General features: G+C 45.6%; 20 protein-coding genes and 1 pseudogene (1 of these 21 running past the window's edge). 10 read left to right on the plus strand and 11 right to left on the minus strand.

The features are described from left to right. Positions 1 to 1,287, plus strand: the 3' portion of a protein-coding gene (locus AC2VDX_RS05210; protein ID WP_378177339.1) for a caspase family protein. It extends 561 nt beyond the left edge of the window; 1,287 of the gene's 1,848 nt are visible here — the last part of the coding sequence; its start codon lies beyond the left edge, outside the window; the stop codon is at positions 1,285 to 1,287. A 42-nt stretch (positions 1,288 to 1,329) separates the two neighbouring features. Here AC2VDX_RS05210 and AC2VDX_RS05215 read toward each other — a convergent pair whose 3' ends face one another. From AC2VDX_RS05215 to AC2VDX_RS05225, 3 genes are read right to left on the minus strand one after another with little or no spacing between them, the layout of a single operon-like run. Further along, positions 1,330 to 2,415, minus strand: coding sequence for a nucleotidyltransferase domain-containing protein (locus AC2VDX_RS05215; protein WP_378177336.1), 1,086 nt, complete (start codon positions 2,413 to 2,415; stop codon positions 1,330 to 1,332). 3 nt (positions 2,416 to 2,418) lie between these two features. Continuing rightward, a complete protein-coding gene (locus AC2VDX_RS05220) occupies positions 2,419 to 3,567 on the minus strand; it encodes an acyl-CoA dehydrogenase family protein (protein ID WP_378177333.1) in 1,149 nt (382 codons plus the stop codon). Between the two features lie 24 nt (positions 3,568 to 3,591). After that, positions 3,592 to 3,912, minus strand: a complete 321-nt coding sequence (locus AC2VDX_RS05225; protein WP_378177330.1) for a nucleotide pyrophosphohydrolase — start codon at positions 3,910 to 3,912, stop codon at positions 3,592 to 3,594. Positions 3,913 to 3,927: 15 nt separating this feature from the next. Between AC2VDX_RS05225 and AC2VDX_RS05230 the strand changes: the two genes are divergently transcribed. Further along, the gene (locus AC2VDX_RS05230) at positions 3,928 to 4,500 is read left to right on the plus strand and encodes a hypothetical protein (RefSeq protein WP_378177327.1); all 573 of its coding nucleotides are present in this window, start codon (positions 3,928 to 3,930) and stop codon (positions 4,498 to 4,500) included. A 116-nt stretch (positions 4,501 to 4,616) separates the two neighbouring features. On the opposite strand, the gene AC2VDX_RS05235 is transcribed toward AC2VDX_RS05230, so the two are convergent. After that, positions 4,617 to 6,908, minus strand: a complete 2,292-nt coding sequence (locus tag AC2VDX_RS05235; protein ID WP_378177324.1) for a DNA phosphorothioation-associated putative methyltransferase — start codon at positions 6,906 to 6,908, stop codon at positions 4,617 to 4,619. Positions 6,909 to 7,105: 197 nt separating this feature from the next. Here AC2VDX_RS05235 and AC2VDX_RS05240 point away from each other — a divergent pair, with 197 nt between their 5' ends. Next, a complete protein-coding gene (locus AC2VDX_RS05240; RefSeq protein WP_378177321.1) occupies positions 7,106 to 7,729 on the plus strand; it encodes a 2OG-Fe(II) oxygenase in 624 nt (207 codons plus the stop codon). On the opposite strand, the gene AC2VDX_RS05245 is transcribed toward AC2VDX_RS05240, so the two are convergent. Beyond that, positions 7,726 to 8,604: an alpha/beta fold hydrolase gene (locus AC2VDX_RS05245; protein WP_378177318.1), complete on the minus strand. Its 879-nt coding sequence runs from the start codon at positions 8,602 to 8,604 to the stop codon at positions 7,726 to 7,728. The two genes, AC2VDX_RS05240 and AC2VDX_RS05245, sit on opposite strands and share 4 nt — an antisense overlap. A gap of 93 nt (positions 8,605 to 8,697) precedes the next feature. On the opposite strand from AC2VDX_RS05245, the gene AC2VDX_RS05250 reads away from it, so the two are divergent. Together AC2VDX_RS05250 and AC2VDX_RS05255 are read left to right on the plus strand one after the other, a co-directional pair. Further along, positions 8,698 to 9,555 carry a prohibitin family protein gene (locus tag AC2VDX_RS05250; RefSeq protein WP_378177345.1) on the plus strand — a complete coding sequence of 286 codons (858 nt, stop codon included), beginning with the start codon at positions 8,698 to 8,700 and terminating at the stop codon, positions 9,553 to 9,555. 243 nt (positions 9,556 to 9,798) lie between these two features. Continuing rightward, positions 9,799 to 11,739, plus strand: coding sequence for an ABC-F family ATP-binding cassette domain-containing protein (locus AC2VDX_RS05255; RefSeq protein WP_378177315.1), 1,941 nt, complete (start codon positions 9,799 to 9,801; stop codon positions 11,737 to 11,739). A 52-nt stretch (positions 11,740 to 11,791) separates the two neighbouring features. Here AC2VDX_RS05255 and AC2VDX_RS05260 read toward each other — a convergent pair whose 3' ends face one another. Together AC2VDX_RS05260 and AC2VDX_RS05265 are read right to left on the minus strand one after the other, a co-directional pair. Beyond that, the gene (locus AC2VDX_RS05260) at positions 11,792 to 12,916 is read right to left on the minus strand and encodes a THUMP domain-containing class I SAM-dependent RNA methyltransferase (RefSeq protein ID WP_378177312.1); all 1,125 of its coding nucleotides are present in this window, start codon (positions 12,914 to 12,916) and stop codon (positions 11,792 to 11,794) included. 33 nt (positions 12,917 to 12,949) lie between these two features. Continuing rightward, a complete protein-coding gene (locus AC2VDX_RS05265) occupies positions 12,950 to 13,507 on the minus strand; it encodes a Uma2 family endonuclease (RefSeq protein WP_378177309.1) in 558 nt (185 codons plus the stop codon). A gap of 213 nt (positions 13,508 to 13,720) precedes the next feature. Here AC2VDX_RS05265 and AC2VDX_RS05270 point away from each other — a divergent pair, with 213 nt between their 5' ends. Beyond that, the gene (locus AC2VDX_RS05270) at positions 13,721 to 14,002 is read left to right on the plus strand and encodes a GlsB/YeaQ/YmgE family stress response membrane protein (RefSeq protein ID WP_378177306.1); all 282 of its coding nucleotides are present in this window, start codon (positions 13,721 to 13,723) and stop codon (positions 14,000 to 14,002) included. Between the two features lie 327 nt (positions 14,003 to 14,329). Here the strand turns inward: AC2VDX_RS05270 and AC2VDX_RS05275 are convergent, their stop codons facing one another. Beyond that, positions 14,330 to 14,734, minus strand: coding sequence for a hypothetical protein (locus tag AC2VDX_RS05275; RefSeq protein ID WP_378177303.1), 405 nt, complete (start codon positions 14,732 to 14,734; stop codon positions 14,330 to 14,332). 32 nt (positions 14,735 to 14,766) lie between these two features. On the opposite strand from AC2VDX_RS05275, the gene AC2VDX_RS05280 reads away from it, so the two are divergent. Further along, positions 14,767 to 14,973: a hypothetical protein gene (locus AC2VDX_RS05280; RefSeq protein WP_486928114.1), complete on the plus strand. Its 207-nt coding sequence runs from the start codon at positions 14,767 to 14,769 to the stop codon at positions 14,971 to 14,973. A 56-nt stretch (positions 14,974 to 15,029) separates the two neighbouring features. On the opposite strand, the gene AC2VDX_RS05285 is transcribed toward AC2VDX_RS05280, so the two are convergent. Further along, positions 15,030 to 15,482: a hypothetical protein gene (locus AC2VDX_RS05285; protein WP_378177300.1), complete on the minus strand. Its 453-nt coding sequence runs from the start codon at positions 15,480 to 15,482 to the stop codon at positions 15,030 to 15,032. A gap of 126 nt (positions 15,483 to 15,608) precedes the next feature. On the opposite strand from AC2VDX_RS05285, the gene AC2VDX_RS05290 reads away from it, so the two are divergent. Further along, positions 15,609 to 16,568: a DNA-methyltransferase gene (locus tag AC2VDX_RS05290; protein WP_378177297.1), complete on the plus strand. Its 960-nt coding sequence runs from the start codon at positions 15,609 to 15,611 to the stop codon at positions 16,566 to 16,568. Between the two features lie 380 nt (positions 16,569 to 16,948). Beyond that, positions 16,949 to 17,368, plus strand: a complete 420-nt coding sequence (locus tag AC2VDX_RS05295) for a peptidylprolyl isomerase (RefSeq protein WP_378177294.1) — start codon at positions 16,949 to 16,951, stop codon at positions 17,366 to 17,368. A 52-nt stretch (positions 17,369 to 17,420) separates the two neighbouring features. On the opposite strand, the gene AC2VDX_RS05300 is transcribed toward AC2VDX_RS05295, so the two are convergent. Beyond that, positions 17,421 to 17,819, minus strand: coding sequence for a DUF4112 domain-containing protein (locus AC2VDX_RS05300; protein WP_378177291.1), 399 nt, complete (start codon positions 17,817 to 17,819; stop codon positions 17,421 to 17,423). Positions 17,820 to 18,061: 242 nt separating this feature from the next. Between AC2VDX_RS05300 and AC2VDX_RS05305 the strand changes: the two genes are divergently transcribed. After that, positions 18,062 to 18,544, plus strand: a complete 483-nt coding sequence (locus AC2VDX_RS05305) for a pentapeptide repeat-containing protein (RefSeq protein WP_378177342.1) — start codon at positions 18,062 to 18,064, stop codon at positions 18,542 to 18,544. On the opposite strand, the pseudogene AC2VDX_RS05310 reads toward AC2VDX_RS05305, so the two are convergent. Then, positions 18,541 to 20,109, minus strand: a pseudogene (locus AC2VDX_RS05310) (ABC transporter ATP-binding protein); the annotation flags it as partial. The gene AC2VDX_RS05305 and the pseudogene AC2VDX_RS05310 sit on opposite strands and share 4 nt — an antisense overlap. Positions 20,110 to 20,236 lie beyond the last annotated feature (127 nt).

Consider the following 20,236-nt stretch of genomic DNA (forward strand, 5'->3'; position numbering starts at 1 on the left):
TTTACAGCAGTACTGCTAGAAGGACTGCGATATAACCAAGGCAAGACTTTGGAGAGTCTGGAGCATTATCTGCGATCGCACCTGCCGGAGTTGAGCGAACACCACTGGCGACCTGTTCAGATACCTTTGAGTGCAATACCCTCTTCGGCAAGTAACTACAAACTCCCAACGCTCCTCCCGAACGGAGTGATGAACTGGAATGCGACATTAGCTTCAGATACGCCTCCAGCAGCTTCCACCTCTGGTATGCAGAACGTCGGAAACATGGATCGTCAGGAGGCTACTCCGGGTATGGTGGCGCATAATAACGCATCTGGTACAGCCGCCTTGACCCAGAAGCCAACTTCTAAAGCATCGGAGACAAAGTATAACCCTTCCGGCATCCGCTCAGCGCTCGGTCAAGGTGCTATCGTCCCCCAGACAAGTGGGAAATCTACAAGGGTAGTAGATGACACACCCTGGTGGCTGAATCTGCTTTTGTGGTGCGGTGGTATCGCACTGGTAGTGGCATTGATAGGGGGGGTATTTCTCCGTAACCGAGCCGCATTTATCGGTCAGCAGGCAATAAATACCTCAACAGATGCGACTCCTGGCAGCACCACACCGACTGCTGTATCGTTACAGTCAGCTTCTTCTTCCGCATCCCAGAATGGAGTGGGGGGCACACAGACCCAAGCGGGGGCGAATCAAGCGGTGTTGGATAAAGCAAGAACTTTGATCGTCCCAAATCAAGCTTCTCAGTTTAGTCAGGCGATCGCAGAAGCCCAGAAAATAAAACCAGGTGAACCCCTCCACGAACAGGCACAGCAAGATATTGCACGCTGGAGTGGTGTGATTCTGGATTTAGGCAACGGACGGGCAAAACAAGGGCAGTTTGATAAGGCGATCGCGGCAGCACGACTGGTTCCAGAGGATAATCAGTCCATTTATAAAGAAGCTCAAGAAGCGATCGCCAGCTGGCGTGAAAAAGCACAGCAGCAGCGAACCAACAAAATCCTCCTCCAATCTGCCAAAGGATTAATCCAACCCGGACAAGCTTCGTCTTACACTCGCGCGATCGCCGCTGTTCGCAAAGTACCCCCCGATCAGCCTGGATATGCCGAAGCACAACCGTTAATTGCCCAGTGGAGCAAAACGATTTATCAGACAGCGCAGACTCGCGCCTCTGATGGAAGGCTTAAAGATGCTATTCAGACGGCGGCTTTAGTCCCAAAAGACACACCCACCTATACGACTGCCCAGAAGGCAATTGACCAGTGGCAAAAAAAGGTAAAAGGTACAAAGTAAAAGCCAAGTCTGCAAAAGACAAAACCTTTTCGGCTATTAGCTTTACCACCCTTGCATTGCCACTAAATCAATACAAAGTTGATTAATTGCTTCTCTATCTACACTTCGAGGCAGGGTAGATTTAGCGTAGGCTTCATCGAGTCCTTTGTACAAGTTGTTAGCGATCGCCATGACTTCTTCATAGCGATACTCACCGTTTTTAATGGCTAGCAATTCCCGTGCATCTCCGATCTCTCGGCGATCGACCACTAAAGTTTGTGTCTCTAAAATTTCAATACCTGTTCTTAATAACCGGATAGCCTGCATCGCAAATTTAGAGTCATACCCCACTTTAGCTTCCATCGCTGCCCGTGCTGGATTGCGATTTTTCTTCCATTGTTGGTAGTTATCGTATTCTCGGCGGGCATTTTGATACTGCTGACTTTTTTGCAGTAGTTTAATAAATTCTTCCGAGCTGTTGGTAAGTTTCCGCGTATACTCCAGCGGTTCTTCTGGTAAAGCGTATTGCTTCAATACTCCCTTAAAATCAATTTCGGCAATTAGCAAATGATAAAGTTCCTGTGCTTCCTCCAAAAATTGAATCCGGTCTCTAATTAACAAGTAGAGATATTCTAGAAACGCCTGAATTTCACCCACCGTCAGCGGTTGGGCAGGCTCTAACCCAAAGTCTTCTGGCTCAGGTTTTCTGGTTGGTGGTTCGAGTAACCAGCGGCGGTGAGACTCTAATTTTTTTATTTGGGCATAACCGTATCCTGCATAAGTGTGCTTCACCTTTTTTGACAGAAACATCTGTTTATGGCGTCTCAAGGTATTACCGACTTCAGTTAAAAGAACATAATCTTTAAACCAGAGAACCTCTAAAATATTTGGGTTGTTGTCGGCAGACAGTTCTAAAAATTTTTTTAGCTCATAAATACAAGTATCTTTAGTGAGATAAGAAAATTTTCCTGGCTCTTCTGTCCAACCTCTATCCTTTTGTTCAATTTGAGAAAATCCCAGGTAATAAGGCTTGGTTGCCACAAACATACCGCGATAGTCATAGTCTGAGGTTTCAGTCGCTAAACCGTAGCCCCTGGAACCTGTCAAAGCAATCAGAATCGTTCTATCTTCAACTTCTTGGCGATTCATAGATTAATCGGATGAGGAATAAGTTTCAAGTTGCTGTTTCTCGTTCCTAGGCTGAGCCTCCTCAGTGCTAAGATAAAGTGCGGATTCTGAACGCACCAACCTGCTGAGCGTCGCCTCCATTACAGCCGTAGTTTGACCGGAAACAGTAAACACCAGTGCCTCGCGGTAAACTCGCTGTGCTGCATGGTGGCTATAGTTGGCGGCACCACTGGAAACGGTAATGGCAGCATGAGCACACCGCACGGCTAAATCAATCGCCCAAACTCGGATTTGCAGACGATCTGCAAAGGGCTTAGGGGGATGTCTGATGGCAGTGCTACAGGCGGTAAGTTCCCGGTCGAGTAACTTAAAAGCTTTGGAAATAAAGGCGTTTGGCTTGGTTAGAGCGGCAGCTTCCAGAATATCAAGTCCAGCTCTAGCGCATCCCAGAACAAAAAAGCCTTGGTGAAGGACATTCTTCAAGTCGTTTTGGTGAATCCAACCCGCAGGCTTGATAGAGACGACACGCTCTTGAGGCAAAAACCAACTGGTAAGATTTGCAGTGACCGTATTGGTTGAGGTCATTGCTGCCAGTTGCATTGGCTGAGTGAATGTAATTGCACTCCCCATATCCTGATACCTCGTAACAAAAGGCACAATGCCAAAGACCGCGCCCCCATCGGGGAGTGTTGCGGCGACAATAAACTCTTGAAACAAGCCCCAGCCCGTCACCCAAGGCACTTGTCCCTCTAGATGATATCCCCCTTCAACCGGAAAGGCTTTCACAGTTGGGTTGCCCTGCCGCCGCAATTGAGAGAAACCGACGCCGACTAAAATCTGCCCGTTGCTCATAAGGGGAAGATACTGGCATTTAAGAGAAGAATTTTTGCTGGCGACAAGCATCCCAGCAGCACTTTGATGTTGAGTCTGCAAGAATGCCAAAGCGCCGGAATATCTTGCTACTAGCTCTTGGAAAGTCCGAAAAGTCTGTTCGCTGACTTCGGAACCACTCCACTCTTGGGGAACTCGCAACGCCAGTAAAGAACGTTCGCCAAGCCCTTTGAGCGCCTCTCGTAGTGCTTCTGGGCTGCTGTCTATCTCTGTGGCTAATGGTGCAACCGATTTTCTTAGATAAGACTCGGCGATGTCTAGCAGGTGTAGCTGGTTATCCATACCTCTACCGTATTGACTTCGCGGCTACTGAGTCCACAATAATCGAAAGCGCTGGTCAAAACCACCTCGCTCTGAGTGTCGTTTTTCTTGTTCTGCCAGAATGGAGGAACGCTCTATTTGATAAGCTGCACACAAGGCATCGATGACTTCGTATAGGTCGGCTAGTTCTTTGACTAAGTCTTGAGAAGTGGCTTCAGCGGCTTCTTGCGCTTCTTCGATGAGTTTATCTCGCAATGCTTGGTGATACTCTGCCTCTGACATTACCTCTACTCCGCACTCTCGTCCTGCTTGATGAATGATTTCGGGAATGCCGTCTCGCACCAGCTTATTGTACTCTTGATGCACTATAGTTCCTCAACTATGAAAGAAATCTTTCTGGGAAAATACCTTACTTTAGAGGATTTTTGCACCTGTACCCAGACTTATCAAAAGTACGCATCCAAAATTCATCCGTTTCCCCAAAACCTAGAAGAAACGCTGCCAGCACTACAAAAGCTAAATCAACTTATTGTAGATCCAATTATTGATTATTTCGGTGTTAATACTTTCCGCTTAACTTATGGCTTTTGTTCTAAAGACCTAAAAAGATGTCTAGGTAAAAAAGATCCAGAAACGGGTCATAAAAATGGTCGGGTTGCACCGGAACTAGACCAACATATGGCGCATGAAGTGAATAAAAATGGTAAATATTACTGCCAACGACTAGGTGCGGCCTGCGATTTTATTATTGTAGGTTTAGCTAGTAATCAAGTTATTGATTGGATATTAAATCAAGAATTACCCTTTGATTCTCTATATTTTTATGGAATCGATAAACCAATTCATATTAGTCATGGTTTTCAACATAAGAGAGATATCAGAACATTTACAACATCGGGACAACCTACACAGAAAGGAATTGAACATTGGGTTGAGTTAGCAAAGGAATTGTAAGGCTAGTTGAAATTAAATTTAATGAACTTTTTTTAAACGCAAAGTTACGCCAAGGAAAGCGCAAAGTTACGCAAAAAAAAGAAACCGGATGTCTTTGTGTACCTCTGCGTTTGCGTTTAAAAAGATGTTATTTTTGTATTTTTCCTTTTATCACGAGCCGCTGTTAATTCCTGAACTCGAATTGGGTCTGCATCTTTACGCCAGCAAATACTATAATCATGTATTTCGGCACAGTGTTCCTTCAAGCATCGTTGCCAATCCAGAAGATTTTTAATAGTACGCTCATCATCTAAAAGTCCCCAGTCTTCTTCCTGTTGAGTAAGTTGGGAAAACTTTTCATAATTCGGATTATCGGGGGTTATGACAGTTTCTTTGCGGTGCAGAATTGGGGGATTATCGGAGTCTTCGTAATCCCGATAGCTGACACTTAAATCTCTCAGATCGATTTGCATACTGGTGTGCAGAACCGGATGAGGCTCAGTGTCAAAATTGGGGTAGAATAAATATGAAATTTTTGGTTTATAGGTGTGAAATTTAATTAATGTGGCTTCATCCATGCGTCCAATTGTACGACTGGCACAGCCTTCGTAGAGGCGCAGCAACGGGTCGAGTTCGGAAAAAGCTGAAACATGAATGATGAAGGAACTAGGATAGAGAGGCGCGTGTTTAAAACCACTGGTACAGCCAACAAAGCTTTGTTGACAGCAGTGAGCAATTACACCGGGGTCGCCTAGACTAAATAGCATTTCCTCAGCTAATTCCCAGGCTTCTTCGTAGGTACCGAATAAAGATTTGATATCGTTACGGACTTCTGGGGGTATTTGTTTGAGCTTCAGATGATTGAACTTGCCTAGCGCGAGATAAACTAAAAGGTCTAAGCGGCGTTTTTGAGCGATCGCATCCCACTCTTTTTGGTCGGTTGCTTGTAAAATGACCTGAAAGGCACGGCGAAAACTACCAAATTCAGCCCTCAAATTTTCCAACTCTGGTGCTTCACCTTTGACTGGCAGACGACCGCGTTCGGTGACAAAAACCATCAGCGGTGCCAGCATTTCTTGATAATCTTCAAATCGCTTGATGTTGGCACGAACTCTGGGAGTTGTGGCGCGGGAACGAAAGCGAGAGGCGCGGTAAGCTTCGGCAAGGCTTTCATCTCGGAAAACAAAGTAAATGCCAAGTGCAACTGGCACCGCATTAACATTAAGAACCTGGTCAATATAAATTTTAAGTTCTTCCTGTTCGTAGTATTTCTGAAAAGTATTGCGGCGAGTAATCACCCCATCGCCGTAGGCAACTTGACCCGTTCCTCGGTCATCAATTAAAACCAGTGCAGCAACAATTAGGACTTTTCCTGTTAACTCCCAGGCGTTTAATAATGCTTCTCGACGCTCATCTGTGCGTTCAATGACATTAATGATATAACCGAGATTGACAATATCAGCGGTGGTGCGGGGGGTATCCGGAGAGTAATAAGGGTCCCAGCCAGCGCTGGTGTAGCCCTTTTCCGCTATGTGCTGAACATCGCTTCCGTAGCCACAACCATAGTCAAAGAAAGTGCTATCTTCACTAAATAAGCTAGCTTCTAAAGCGAGACGCACGGGGCGGGAAAGATTTTTACGAACAATTGCAGCTTTGTGACGCTCTATTTTAGGCAGTGCCAAATGTAGAGAGGTTGGATGTAAGTTCTCTACAGTTTTCCGCCGAATAACTTGATGACCCTGGATTTCGACACCATAATCTTGTAAGCATTCCAACCAACCCCGAAGCGTTCCAATGCCACGGGTTTTGTCTAAAAGCCGCAATTTTTCTTCTTGGCGAGTGAGGTTGGCGAATTTTTCGTAGTGAGGATAATCGGCGGTGACAAAGGTTTCTTTGCGGTGGAGGACAGGGGGATTGTCGCTGGTGCTGTAGTCTCGGTAAGTTGAACTCCCGTCCCGAACATCAATCTGGATGCTAGCTTGCAAGGCGGGATGGGGGTCGGGATCAAAGTCAGGATAGAACAAGTAAGAGATTTTAGGCTGTTCGATGTTGAATTTAATTAGGGTAGCGCCATCAATACGTTCCACCGTTCGTCTTGCATAACCCTCGTATAGCCTCAGTAGAGGGTCGAGGTGAGAAAGTGCTGACACATGAACGTAGAGGGCACCAGGCAGCAATTTACCGATGGGACTTTGTTGGCAGCAGTTGGCAATGATACTCAGGTCGTTCGCGCCCAATAAAATTGGCTCGTCGCTGTCAAACCAGCCATGAAGATTATTTTGAACTTCGGCGGCTAAGTTTTCCAGGTGGGAGCAATCATTGCTAACAGCAAGGTAGAGGAGAATGTCTTGACGGTGATGTGCTTTAGCGCAGCGGTTCAGAAACAGCTTTGCATCCCACTCTTCTACTTTGTATGCGTTCAGCATCATGGTCGCACCATTTCCACGAAACAATGATGGATACAAAGTAGACTAAACCTATTAATTCCTAAATTGCTGATTTGCTCATTTCTGTAAAAATAATTTACTTAATTTTGAAATAGTCGGGATTGGGTGGTGGAATATATACAACAAGGTGCAACAAGCGATACAACTAACAGAAGGACATTTCATTTTCTGAGAGTTTCTTGAGCTACTACCGCCTACAGCACCAAGTTTTTGAGCCTGACTACGTCAGCGAATTGCAGGGGCAGATTCTCGCTTGTCCCTATTTTGCGGTTAACAACTTGAACCGCGACTTTATCGGCACGAAGGGATTTTCGGTTGTATTTCAGCGTTCGGGCTTGGGCGAAGTTGAACGAAGTTTTCCCTTTTTCAAATCTTATCTCAATGTGGCTTTGCACTCGACGTGTAATGCCTTCTATCTCAATCCCCTGATGCTGAAGGAGGGTTCCCGCGTAGATCCACACATTGACCGCAGTCTGCGCTCTTACTGCAAGAGTATCGAACCGCCAGCCAGGGTGAGTGTCCTCTATGTTCAAGTGCCACGGGATTTGATGGGAGGAGAGTTAGTGTTACGTTGCCAGAAGCGAAACGTAGGACAAATCCGCCCTCAAGCCAACACGCTGCTAGATTTTCAGGGCGATTTAACTCATTCAGTGAATCAAGTGACCAGTTCAGGGGTTCGTCTCAGTTTGGTTTGCGAGCAGTACAGCTTGTGTGAAGCGGAACTCCAAGAGATTCCAGAGTTTACGATTGAATCGAGGGCAATTAAGTCAAAGGGCAAGAAGAAGGAAAAGCTAAAAATTTAGCGAAATTCTAGAATATGCTGGGCGGTAATCTGGGATTGTTCCAAGTGGGGAACGTGACCGCAATTCTCGATCCAGATGAGTTGAGAAAGAGCGATCGCTCTTTTAAATTTCTCTGCGTCAGCCGTCCCTAAAATCCTGTCAAATTCTCCCCACAGAATCAGCGTCGGCTTGTCGATTTGGGCAATTTTATCGCTCAAAAAGTTGTACCCCCCGCTTTTGGTGAAGGCAATCAGGGCATGATGCCAATTGGGGAGATCCAGGTGCAACGCCGCACAGAGTAAGGCATCGAGGGAGGCAAAGCTTTGATCGTGGTAAGCATTGCGTGAAATGCGATCGCGCACTTTCTGATTTCGCAAAAACGAAGTAGCCAGGTAACTGATGGGAGGAAACAACAACCTGCCGATGTTGGGGGGACTGGCGAAACCAGCGCTATCAATCAACACCAACTTTTGCACCGCTTTCGGGTAAGTGAGGGTAAAATCAATTGCCGCTGCACCCCCCATTGAAGTACCCACCAAAACGATTGGCTGAGCAATCAGCGTTTTCCAGAAGTAGTAGAGATGGGTTTTAATGGCTGTTGGGCTAAACGGGAGTCCCGCAGGTCGTTCGGTAAAGCCGAAACCCAACAAATCCACAACCCACGTTTCATTCTGGGCTGCCAGCAGTGGCAGGAGGCGACGGAACTCGAATATAGAGCTATCGAAGCCATGCAGCAACAGGATGGACGTTCCACCGCTACCCTGATGAACGTAGGTGGTAGCGATCGCCTGTTGCGAAGGAATGGCGATCGCAGTCTGCTCGATACTCTCTGCTAGGGCTATCGAGGTGGATTCTGTCAGCGCTTGGGCTGCGGATGGTAGAAAACGGGTAAACATGAGTTTTAGTTTACCGTGGAGAAGGGTGATACAGAAGTAGAGGTGGCAGACCATAAACCCCTGAGTCACACCAAAACAAAAGGAGATCGGCTCTTGAAAAATCAGTACGCGCAGAATTTACAATTATCAATACTAGGGATTTTCACTGCCTTAGTCCTCTTCATTAGTCTCAATTCTTTTGTAATTATTAACCCAGGTCAGGCAGGAGTCATCAGCATCTTAGGTAAAGCAAGAGATGGAGCCGTGCTAGAGGGCATCCACCTCAAACCACCACTGATATCAGTCGTAGACATCTATGATTTGACCGTGCAAAAATTTGAAGTTCCGGCGCAGAGTTCCACCAAGGATCTACAGGATCTATCTGCTAGATTTGCCATCAACTTTCGCCTCGATCCTACCCAAGTCGTTGAGGTGAGAAGGAAACAAGGAACCTTAGAGAATATCGTCTCAAAAATTATTGCACCGCAGACTCAAGAATCCTTCAAAATTGCAGCAGCCAGGAGAACCGTTGAAGAAGCAATTACCAAAAGAAATGAACTGAAGCAAGACTTTGATACTGCCTTGGGTCAACGGTTAGAAAAGTACGGAATTATCGTACTCGATACCAGCGTAGTTGACCTAGCTTTCTCCCCAGAATTTGCCAGGGCAGTTGAGGATAAACAAATCGCCGAACAACGGGCACAACGAGCCGTCTATGTGGCGCAAGAAGCGGAACAAGAAGCCCAAGCCGACATCAATCGCGCCAAAGGTAGAGCTGAGGCTCAACGACTCCTAGCTGAAACCCTAAAGCAACAAGGAGGTGGGCTAGTTCTTCAGAAAGAAGCGATCGAAGCGTGGAGACAAGGAGGTTCCCAAATGCCAAAAGTTCTCGTTACGGGTGGTGACTCTAATAGCAGTATCCCATTCCTCTTCAACCTGGGTAATCTTCAGGATGCAACTGCCCCTCAATAGTTTTAGGGGGTGGATTCGCCTTTTCGGAATAAAAAGGGCGAAGCATAAGCGAATAAAATTAAGGGTTGCCAACCAACATAGTCACGCTCATGTTTCGCCCCTACATAAATGGTTTTGTAAGGGCGAAGCATTCAGGCGCTCAACACAAACAGACTACAAGAAATCCCGCGCCCTACTGCTTCGCCCTCTACCTACGCAACTCATAGGCAACACCTACTCCCTCCAAACAAAGTTGAGAATGATATGAGCATATTTACACTGCAATCAGTTAAAAAGGATTTTGGCATCAAAGAAATCTTAAAAGATGCCAGCTTTAGCCTTGATGCCGCCGATAAAGTCGGTCTAATCGGTACCAACGGCTCCGGAAAATCAACGCTGTTGAAGATGATAGCCGGTCTAGAACCGATTGACGGCGGTCAACTTTTAGTAAATTCTGGAGTGCGGATTGTTTACTTACCCCAACAACCCGACTTAGATGAAAATCTCACGGTTCTAGAGCAAGTCTTTGCCGATAGCGGCGAGCAAATGTCTCTCGTCCGCGAATATGAGGAACTGTCAGACAAACTGGCTCACCATCGAGAGGATAGCCAGCTCATGTCCCGCTTTTCTGCCGTCATGCAGCGTATGGATGCCACTGGTGCTTGGGAACTGGAGACAAATGCCAAAATCATCCTCACCAAGCTAGGAATTGAAGATTTTAACGCTAAAATTGCGAGTCTATCTGGCGGCTATCGCAAGCGAATTGCTTTGGCGACCGCTTTACTTTCAGAACCGGAAGTGTTACTGATGGATGAACCAACCAACCATCTAGATGCCCTATCTGTCGAGTGGTTACAAAGTTATTTGAACCGCTATCGAGGAGCAATTCTGCTCATCACTCACGATCGCTATTTTCTCGATCGCGTCACCAACCGAATTCTGGAAATCGACCGAGGCGACCTCTACACCTACGCGGGTAACTATTCCTACTATCTGGAGAAAAAAGCCCTCGCTGAAGAGTCTGCCCTCAGCAGTCAGCGCAAACATCAGGGAGTACTTCGCCGAGAGTTGGAATGGTTGAAGCGAGGGCCAAAAGCTCGGAGTACCAAGCAGAAAGCTCGGATCGATCGCGTCCACGAGATGCAAGCAACTGAGTTTAAACAAACTCAGGGCAAAGTCGATATTTCTACTCTGAGTCGTCGGGTTGGCAAAAAAGTTATTGATTTAACAAATATCTCTAAAGCCTTCGATGGACGCACCTTAATCAAAGATTTCACCTATAAATTCAGTCCCGAAGATCGCATCGGCATCATCGGCGGCAATGGTGCAGGCAAATCGACTTTGATGGATATTATCACCGGGCGCGTTCAACCGGATTCTGGAAGCGTTGAGATTGGATCTACCATTCACATCGGCTATTTTAACCAACACTCTGAAGAATTACTCGCTGCATTGAATGACAATCTGCGAGTGATTGACTACATTAAAGAAGTCGGGGAATATCTCAAAATTGCCGATGGATCTCAGATTACGGCTTCCCAAATGTTGGAGCGTTTTCTATTTCCTGGTAATCAACAATATGCCCCGATTCATAAACTTTCTGGTGGTGAAAAACGTCGCTTATTTCTGTTGCGCGTTTTGATGAGCGCTCCCAATGTTCTAATCCTTGATGAACCCACCAATGACTTAGATGTTCAAACCCTCGCGGTGCTAGAAGACTATCTAGAAGATTTCACCGGCTGTGTTATTGCTGTTTCCCACGATCGCTACTTCCTCGATCGGGCCGTAGACAAAATATTTTCCTTTGAAGAGGGTGGCAATCTGCGCCAATATCCAGGCAATTACTCAGTTTACTTGGACTACAAGAAAGCCGAAGAAGAAGCAGCATTGCGCCAAGCTGCCAATTCTAAGGATAGCTCAAAGTCAGCGCAGCCTCAAGTACGTCCAGCAGAGCCACAACCATCAAGTAACAATAACAACAAACGGCGCAGTCTTTCAACTTGGGAAAAGCGCGAGTTTCAGGAACTTGAAGGAAAGATTGCCCAATTGGAAGCCGAAAAAGCTGAGGCAGAGAAAGCGCTTTATAATGCTGCTCCTGGCAAAGTCGCCCAAGTTGGGGAACTCTATCAAAAGGTGGAAACTTTAACTCAGGCTATTGATGCTGCGACTGAACGCTGGATGGAACTTGCTGAGATTGAGTCTTAACAAAATCGGGTAGAAACCTGAATGCTTTTGATTCTTCCACTGACTTTAAATTCTAATACAATTCGTACTTGAGCAAAGTACAAGCTAAAGAACCGTTATAAACAGGAATGCGACGAGATGTTTTGAGTCCCACTCTTTTCGCCAACTCTTTGTTTCCTGTCAAAACAAAGGCAGTCCAACCTTTGAAGCGTTGTTTGAAAACATCACCGAGCATTTTGTAGAGTTCGCCCAATTCTCTCTCATCCCCCAGACGCTCTCCGTAGGGGGGATTACAGATGAGAATGCCGCTGTCTGTTGGTGCTTCCAATTGAGATAATTCGGTTTGTGTAAACGTTACCTTATCTTCAATGCCGCACCGTTGGGCATTAGTGCGAGCTTGGTTTAGGATATCAGGGTCTTTGTCGCTCCCCCAAATTGATGCCTTCAAGTCTGAGATTTCGCTGTTTTCGGCTTCCGCCCATATCTCGTCCCACAGATGTTCATCAAAGTCCAGCCAGCTGAAAAAGCCAAAATTTTCGCGAAATAATCCGGGGGCAATATTCAAAGCTTTTAAAGCCGCCTCTAAGGGGAGAGTTCCAGAGCCACATAGCGGGTCTAAAAAGGGAAGATTCGCATCCCACTCTGCCATGTCGAGGATAGCAGCCGCCAGAGTCTCCTTAAGCGGAGCCAGTCCCATCGCGGGTCGATATCCCCGACGGTGGAGACTGGTACCCGAACTGTCTAAACTTAAAATGCAACGGTCTTGATGGATGTGGGCATTAATCCGCACATCTGGATTTTCGGTATCAACGCTAGACCTGTGACCTGATTGGTGGCGCTGTTGGTCTATGATGGCGTTTTTAACTTGTAAAGCCGTGAAGTGGGTGTGGTTAAGTTTTTGATTGCCTCCTGTACAGTCCACAGCCAGGGTGTTGTTGGGGTGTAAATAGTCTTCCCAGGAGATTTTTTGCACCTCCCGGTAGAGCATCTGGGCGTCATAGCAGGCAAATTCATGGATGGGGACTAGCACTCGAAAAATTGTCCTTGCCCAGAGATTCACCCGGTATAGCATTGCTTTATCGCCAACAAAATGCACTCCAGTGAAATCAGGACGAACTTCCTTTGCCCCTAGACGTTCCAGTTCAGCAGCGGCAATAGGCTCCAGACCACGGGCAACTGTGGCAAAGTAGTGGTTCATAATTTAGCGATCGCATCTCTAACAGTGGAACCATTAAATCAGTTCTGCTTGTTCAAAAATCTGTCTAGGTGTTAGTTCCAAACTAGGAAGCAGGGTATCCACAATGGGCGTAGTATCTGTGTAGAGTTGGCTGGACCCATCTGGGAAAAATACCCGGATATTCATCGCTTCAGGATCTACAACCCAGACTCTTAAAATACCGGCGTCAAAGTAGTCTTTCGCTTTATTTTCAAATTCTTTCAGGGTTTGGTCTGGAGAGATAATCTCAATTACCAGTTCAGGAGGCACAGGACAGGCTTCGTTACGCTTCCAACTGGCGGGTAGGCGTTGGTCAGAAATGTAAGTTAAATCGGGTACAGGTGCCCAGTCCTGACCATTCCGTTTCAACAGCACTGCCCATTCTTGAACAACTCGTCCTCGTCCTTTACACCAGGCACCAATGAGAACCCACAAAGCTGACTGTAGTACAGAATGAAAAAGCTTAGGAGACACTTTAGGTACTGCCTGACCATCGACAAACTCATAGGTTACATCTCCTTTAGGTAAAGCTAGAAATTCCTGTAATGTGAGTTTGGTTCCGGTGCCTACCATGACGATGAGCTATGTAAGTGGATGGGCGAATAAATCTATGGTACAAGAGCGCTCCCCTGGAGTTTAAATCTGGGAGTTGCCGGTTGGCTGGAGTAAGAGCAAGCCATGAATGAGATTTTAGAGAGCGATCGCGCTTAATTCACAACTTTCCTGAAAAAGCACCTAGTTGTGCGAACCTAATAGCAGTTCCATCACTCCTGTACTGGAGGAACAATGACGCCGATCGAGTTTCTGGTATTGTTGGTCATTGCTGCATTCTGCGGCGGCACTGGGCAAGCGTTAGTGGGTTACTCGGCAGGGGGCTGCCTACTGTCGATAATTGTCGGGATTATCGGTGCATACATTGGATTGTGGGTAGCCAAAGAGTTTAATCTTCCGGTGATATTTGCCCTCAACATTGGAGGGAAATCCTTCCCGATTATCTGGTCTATTATTGGCTCAGCTCTTTTGGCAGCCGTTCTAGGTTTGATCAATCGAACAAACCAGCGGCGATGACTTGGGAAACCTCAAGCTTTTCCTTTCCCTAGAAGTAACCTCTCCCCCAACCCCTCCCCTTGCAGGGGAGGAAAGGCTCCCAATACAGTTCGCTTAGTAAAAAGACGCGAGAATTTTCACTCTGTAGAGACAAGATAACCGCAAGTCTTTATACAATCTATGCAGCTTAACGAATCATCTTATCCGAACCGTATTGGTGCGGCTCCCCTGACCGATTCTAGGAAGGGGTTGAGGATTAGGTCTGCCCGATCGGGGAAAGTATTGAGTCGGATGCAAAATATAAGAAAAAAGCCTCCCTTTCAGGAGGCTTAATTTGCTTGGAAATCGTTAAAGCTTTAGCCAAAGAAAGCGAAACCAGATACAGCGATCGCGCCCGGAAGTTAGCGCTGCATCCCTGAACCCGCCGTGTTCGCGACCGAACCAATTAAGGAACCCACTGCCGTAGAACTCACCCAAAGGAGCAGCAAAAAAGTAAGCTGACCAAATCACAACGCCAGTAATTGCACTCAAAATGACGCTGCTAATCAGAGTCAGCTTCACCGCCAGAAAACAAGCAATGAATATGGCAATATTGGCGGTCAATAATGTCCAAATTCCTACTTTAGATTCAATGGTGCGAACTTTTTTTCCCCAACTTTCTGCATCATCATCGGCATCTAAGGGATTCTCTCCGGATGAAATTCCGGCAGCAATCGCAAAATTGGTTAATAAAAATTGAAAAGTAAATGCCATCAATACTCCGGCAATCAAGGTAACAAAAAACTGTGCGGATTGAGTCCCAGGCGGAGCAACTGGAACTTTGGCAAGCCATAATTGTATGCACCAAGCGCTGGGGAAATCCAGGTTTTACGGAATATGTAAAACTCTTGGAACAGCAAGCAGATGAAGTGCTACAAACTGCATCAGAAACCGTTCATAATCAAGCCGAAGAAGCTTTTTTAAAGGTGGCTGAATTAGAGCAATATTTCTGACAAATGGCTTTTAATGCGGCACCGTAGAGAAAAGTAGGCACATGAGTCTATAAAGGCTAGTCAATGTAATCGTTTGTAATGTCAAGCTCGTCAGGATTATTTGAACCAACTGGGCGGTTTCCAGCTATATGAATTGTCTCATCAATCTGAAGATTGCTAGAGGCAATTGGACGTTGACCATCTACGTCAACAGTGCCCTGAACCTGAACATTATTTGAAGCAATTGGGCGCTTTCCATCAATGTCCACGGTTTCACAAACCTGAAGATCGCTTGGATCAACCGGACGCTTTCCATCTATATTGATAGTGTCCTTAATCTGAAGATTACTGGAGGTAATCGGTCGGTGTCCATCTACGTCAAGAGTGTCTTGAATCTGAATATTATCTGGCGCAATTGGACGCTTCCCATCTATGTCAATAGTTTTAGGAACCTGTTTTGGTTCGCTAGGTGACGGGGAGGCAATATTTTCTTCCTCATTATTTCCCTTTTCTAGATTATCCATGTTCATGGTTTGACCTCTTACTTTACGGCTCTGTTATTTCTAATGTGCTACAAGCTACAACGAGCTTGTAGTTGCTGAAGATTGATTTAATTATACAATTTGTTCTGAAAGTATTCGTAAAAAATGGCAGCGATGAATTTAAACAAACCTTTGTACGCTACAAATTACGGCGCTGCCTATGTTGGTGACTCGCTTGAATTGCTAGATAGCGTTAAATCTGACTCAATCGATCTAGTAATGACTTCTCCTCCATTTGCTCTGCTACGCGAAAAGAGTTATGGCAATGTTGAGCAGGAAGCCTATATAGATTGGCTTTTTGCCTTCTGTCAAAAAGTGTATCGCGTCCTATCACCTCAGGGAAGTTTTGTCATCGATCTTGGTGGTGCTTATCAAAGTAAACGTCCAGTGCGATCGCTCTACAATTACCGGATTTTAATTAAACTATGCGATGAGCTAGATTTTCGCTTAGCTGAGGAGTTTTTTTGGCACAACCCCTCGAAACTACCTTCGCCGATTGAATGGGTGAATAAACGGAAAATCCGCGCGAAGGATTCTGTCAATACTGTCTGGTGGCTATCAAAAACTGACTATCCTAAAGCGAATGTGAGTAACGTACTTGTTCCTTATTCGGAACGAATGAAAAAGCTACACGAGAATCCTGAAAAATACTATAAACCCAAAGAACGTCCTTCAGGTCACGATATCGGTACAGGATTTGCTACTAATAACGGCGGTGCCATTCCTTCCAATTTATTGCAAATTCCTAATACTGAAAGCAATTCTCGATACATTCAACTTTGCAAAACTGTTGGAATTGCTGCACATCCGGCGCGTTTTCCTCAAAAACTGCCGATGTTTTTTATTAACTTCCTCACCGATCCAGGAGATACAGTCCTCGATATTTTTGCTGGATCGAATACGACTGGTGCGGCGGCTGAGGCTTTGCAACGGAGTTGGATTGCTTTTGAGCAAAATCCGTCTTATTTAGCTGCTTCTGCTTTCAGGTTTTTAGCTCCTAACGAAAGTATTGAGGTAGCTTCAGCACTATTTACAAAACTGCTGGCGATGCACGAAATTATCAATATTTCCTAGCTTAGACTAATTGTAGGCTTTACGTAATAGCGATCGCTACTGTAACTTAAATTAATTCTGCTTCTTCAAAAACCTGCTTTGGTGTTATTTCCAATTCAGGAAACAATTTTTTTAACGAACCGCAGAGGACGCCAAGGACGCAGAGAAAAGAAATAGAGAGTTTTACAAATCAGTTAGGAATGCTATAGCGTACCACTTGTGCTATGGGCTTCGACCTAGGTGCGTCCGAAGAGCGAATCTGTAGCAGCGTCAAAGAGATTACAGCTTTAAAATTAGATAAAGTAAAGATAGAGTGTTTTTGTTCTAATATAGTTTGTCTGTGGCATAGTATTAGCCACAACAACTGTCAATCATCCGAAGGGATTAGAAAAGGAGAAACTATGACTCGCGCCATTATGGAAACCGAGAAAGGCACAATCAATTTGGAGCTGTTTGACAAAGATGCACCGAATACGGTGAAAAATTTTGTAGACTTATCTGAAAAAGGGTTTTATGACGGTCTTAATTTCCACCGAGTCATCCCTAACTTTATGATTCAGGGTGGCTGTCCTCAGGGAACTGGAACGGGTGGCCCAGGTTACAAAATCAACTGTGAAATTAACCCCAATAAGCATCAGGCAGGAAGTTTATCAATGGCTCATGCGGGGCGCAATACGGGTGGGAGTCAATTCTTTATTTGCCACTCTCCTCAACCTCATTTAGACGGACAACACACAGTTTTTGGGAAAACTGAAGACATGAATGTAGTCAATGCTATTCGTCAGGGAGACAAGATTCTTTCTGTCAAGATTGAACGATAGTATAAATGGCTTTTCAGCCGGAAGGAAGCGCTTCCTTCCGGCTTCGTTACTATCAATTGATGCTCGTTACAGTCTGAAGGGGGGTCACTTGATTCAGTTCTGGTTCAACCACCTGAAGATGTTGCTCTAAAAGCGCCAAGTTACGGATATTTGACTTGTAGTATGCATCGAACAAGTCTCCCACCAAAGGCACCGAGCCGACTGTGGCTTCTAAGGCGATATTAAATATCATCTTAGTTAGGATTTCACGCGGTAAGCCGAAGCGGGCAGCTAAAAAGATGATGTAAGCCGAAAACCCGGTGCTGATGATATCTCCGGCACCTGGGATCAGACCAATAATCGGGTCTAAACCAATACGAAAGCCGATGCCTGGGATTCGGATTGCATTATCCATCAGGCGGCTAAGTTTGCGGATCTGGTTGAGATTTTCGAGACGTTCAACAGTGTTCATATTTCTAATTTTGGCACGATAAACCAGCTGAATCTTATACCGTGAGAATGAAAATTTCTCTTCGGGAATCATCCCAAAGTTAGTGGAACTATCTGCCTAGAGTAAGAGATGCAGGACTCGCCGCACATCACCACATCTGAAAGACGCAATCCCCCTGGGGATTGAACCGACAAGAACGTTATATGTATAAGCTTTGCGTAAGTCCTGAGATGTTTAACCTTAAGATTCCTTTATCTGAAGTCATGCTGAACTCCTCAACGCAAGACCTTCATTTGACTTGCACCCAATTTCTGGCACAAAATCCCCAAAAACGCTTGCAGATACTCAAAGACTTGGGGATAGCGCGTTATGCTGATTTTTTAACTCAAATGTCATTAACAGAAGCAAATGTAGCTTGCGTGATGCATTTTTTTAGAGATACAAGCCGGGTGAAGTTCCCTAACCTCAGGGGAGCGGATTTATCTAACTTGATTTTAGATGGCGTTAACTTTATTCGGTGTGATTTATCGGGGGCAAATTTGATGGGAAGCAGTTTATTAGAAGCCGACCTTTTATTTGCCAATTTTACTGGGGCAAATTTGAGAAATGCGGATTTGAGGGGTGCAACTCTTAATGAAACAATATGGTCAGGTGCGGTGGTAGAGGATTGCAATTTTGGGAAAGGAATGGGGTTAACGGAGCAGCAGCGCAGAAACCTAAAACTTCTCGGTGCTAGGTTCAATTAGCCATTTTTGATGCCTGTCTGCACTTTCCAAAGGCTGGCATAAATTCCCTGTTGAGCTAGTAGTTGTTCGTGTCGTCCTTGCTCTACTAAGAAGCCTTGTTCCATGACATAGATACAATCAGCATTGCGGACGGTGGAGAGACGATGAGCGATCGCTATCGTGGTGCGATTGACGGTAATTCGTTCTAGCGATCGCTGAATGGCTGCTTCTGTCTCATTATCTACGGCGGAGGTGGCTTCATCTAGGATGAGAATCGGCGGATCTTTCAAAACGGCACGCGCGATCGCAATCCGCTGTCTTTGCCCACCTGACAACTTTTGTCCCCGCTCACCCACAATCGTGTCGTAGTCTTGGGGAAGTTGCATGATAAAGTCTTGAGCCTCGGCAATTTTAGCAGCTTCTATTACCTCAGCTTCAGTCGCGTCAGGACTGCCGTAGGCGATATTTTCTTTCACCGTGCCGTGAAATAAGAAGACATCCTGACTAACTAAACCAATACAGGAACGCAAATCTCTTAATTTCAAATCGCGTAAATCAATCCCATCCAATGTCATCGTTCCAGACTGAATTTCGTACAATCTCAGTAACAGTTTCACTAAGGTACTCTTGCCCGATCCAGTAGAACCGACAATGGCAATTGTTTTACCGGCGGGAATGTGTAAAGAGAGATTTTGAATGACTGGATTTCGCCCATTGTAGGCAAAAGTGACATCTTTTAATTCCATTTCACCCCGCACTGAAGCGACGGGTAAGGAAATGTGTCCTGAATGAATCGCAATCGGTGTATCCAGCAGATTCATCACCCGATTTGTGGAAGCCATTGCCCGTTGATATTGATCGAGAGTTTCTCCCAATCTCGTCAAAGGCCAAAGCAACCGCTGGGTTAGGAATACCAATACACTGTAAGTACCCACAGACAATCTGCCAGCAGCGGCGTCCATACCGCCGATTAACAGCGTTGCCGTGAATCCGATTAAAATAATGATGCGAATCAAGGGGACAAAAGCGGACGAGAGCGCGATCGCCCTCCGGTTACTTTGCCGATAAGCCTCACTTTCGACTGCCATCCTGCTAGCTTCATAGTCTTCCGTGACAAAGCTTTTAATCGTTGTCATCCCGCTCAAATTATTCGAGAGGCGACTGTTGAGCAGACTGACTTTTTCTCGAATCTCGGCATAGCGGGGGGCAAGGCGATGCTGAAAGACAATCGAACCCCACAGAATAAACGGCATTGGCAGCATCGCCATCCAAGCCACACTGGGAGCCAGAATAAAGAAGGCACCGCCAATAATTACAACCGTTGTCGCTACTTGGAGGATTTCATTTGCTCCCCGATCCAAAAAGCGTTCCAGCTGATTGATATCGTCATTCAAGATAGACATCAAACCGCCAGTGCTGCGCTCTTCAAAATAAGCCAGTTCCAGTTCTTGGATATGGCTGTAGGCATTGAGGCGCAAGTCGTGTTCAATATTCTGGGCTAGATTGCGCCAAAGCAGGGCATAAGCATACTCAAAAATAGATTCCAGCCCCCAAATGATAAAGCTGAGGAAGCTCAGGATCAACAGTAGACCTCTTGCGGAATTAGAAAAAATAAGCTAAACAGAGGGAGAAATAATTAATAATTATAGACGGCAAAATGAAATATAAACAAGCGTTGGAAAATTCACCATCTGATTTTAAACGAATGTATGG

The sequence above is a fragment of the Coleofasciculus sp. H7-1 genome (assembly GCF_057473865.1).

Bases quoted from the DNA above. Each gene is read 5' to 3' on its own strand.
- AC2VDX_RS05255 (WP_378177315.1), top strand. From the start codon at position 9,799: ATGAGCATATTTACACTGCAATCAGTTAAAAAGGATTTTGGCATCAAA.
- AC2VDX_RS05235 (WP_378177324.1), bottom strand. From the start codon at position 6,908: ATGATGCTGAACGCATACAAAGTAGAAGAGTGGGATGCAAAGCTGTTT.
- AC2VDX_RS05305 (WP_378177342.1), top strand. From the start codon at position 18,062: ATGCTGAACTCCTCAACGCAAGACCTTCATTTGACTTGCACCCAATTT.
- AC2VDX_RS05300 (WP_378177291.1), bottom strand. From the start codon at position 17,819: ATGAACACTGTTGAACGTCTCGAAAATCTCAACCAGATCCGCAAACTT.
- AC2VDX_RS05290 (WP_378177297.1), top strand. From the start codon at position 15,609: ATGAATTTAAACAAACCTTTGTACGCTACAAATTACGGCGCTGCCTAT.
- AC2VDX_RS05265 (WP_378177309.1), bottom strand. From the start codon at position 13,507: ATGGTAGGCACCGGAACCAAACTCACATTACAGGAATTTCTAGCTTTA.
- AC2VDX_RS05275 (WP_378177303.1), bottom strand. From the start codon at position 14,734: ATGGCATTTACTTTTCAATTTTTATTAACCAATTTTGCGATTGCTGCC.
- AC2VDX_RS05285 (WP_378177300.1), bottom strand. From the start codon at position 15,482: ATGAACATGGATAATCTAGAAAAGGGAAATAATGAGGAAGAAAATATT.
- AC2VDX_RS05245 (WP_378177318.1), bottom strand. From the start codon at position 8,604: ATGTTTACCCGTTTTCTACCATCCGCAGCCCAAGCGCTGACAGAATCC.
- AC2VDX_RS05260 (WP_378177312.1), bottom strand. From the start codon at position 12,916: ATGAACCACTACTTTGCCACAGTTGCCCGTGGTCTGGAGCCTATTGCC.
- AC2VDX_RS05220 (WP_378177333.1), bottom strand. From the start codon at position 3,567: ATGGATAACCAGCTACACCTGCTAGACATCGCCGAGTCTTATCTAAGA.
- AC2VDX_RS05295 (WP_378177294.1), top strand. From the start codon at position 16,949: ATGACTCGCGCCATTATGGAAACCGAGAAAGGCACAATCAATTTGGAG.
- AC2VDX_RS05230 (WP_378177327.1), top strand. From the start codon at position 3,928: ATGAAAGAAATCTTTCTGGGAAAATACCTTACTTTAGAGGATTTTTGC.
- AC2VDX_RS05270 (WP_378177306.1), top strand. From the start codon at position 13,721: ATGACGCCGATCGAGTTTCTGGTATTGTTGGTCATTGCTGCATTCTGC.
- AC2VDX_RS05215 (WP_378177336.1), bottom strand. From the start codon at position 2,415: ATGAATCGCCAAGAAGTTGAAGATAGAACGATTCTGATTGCTTTGACA.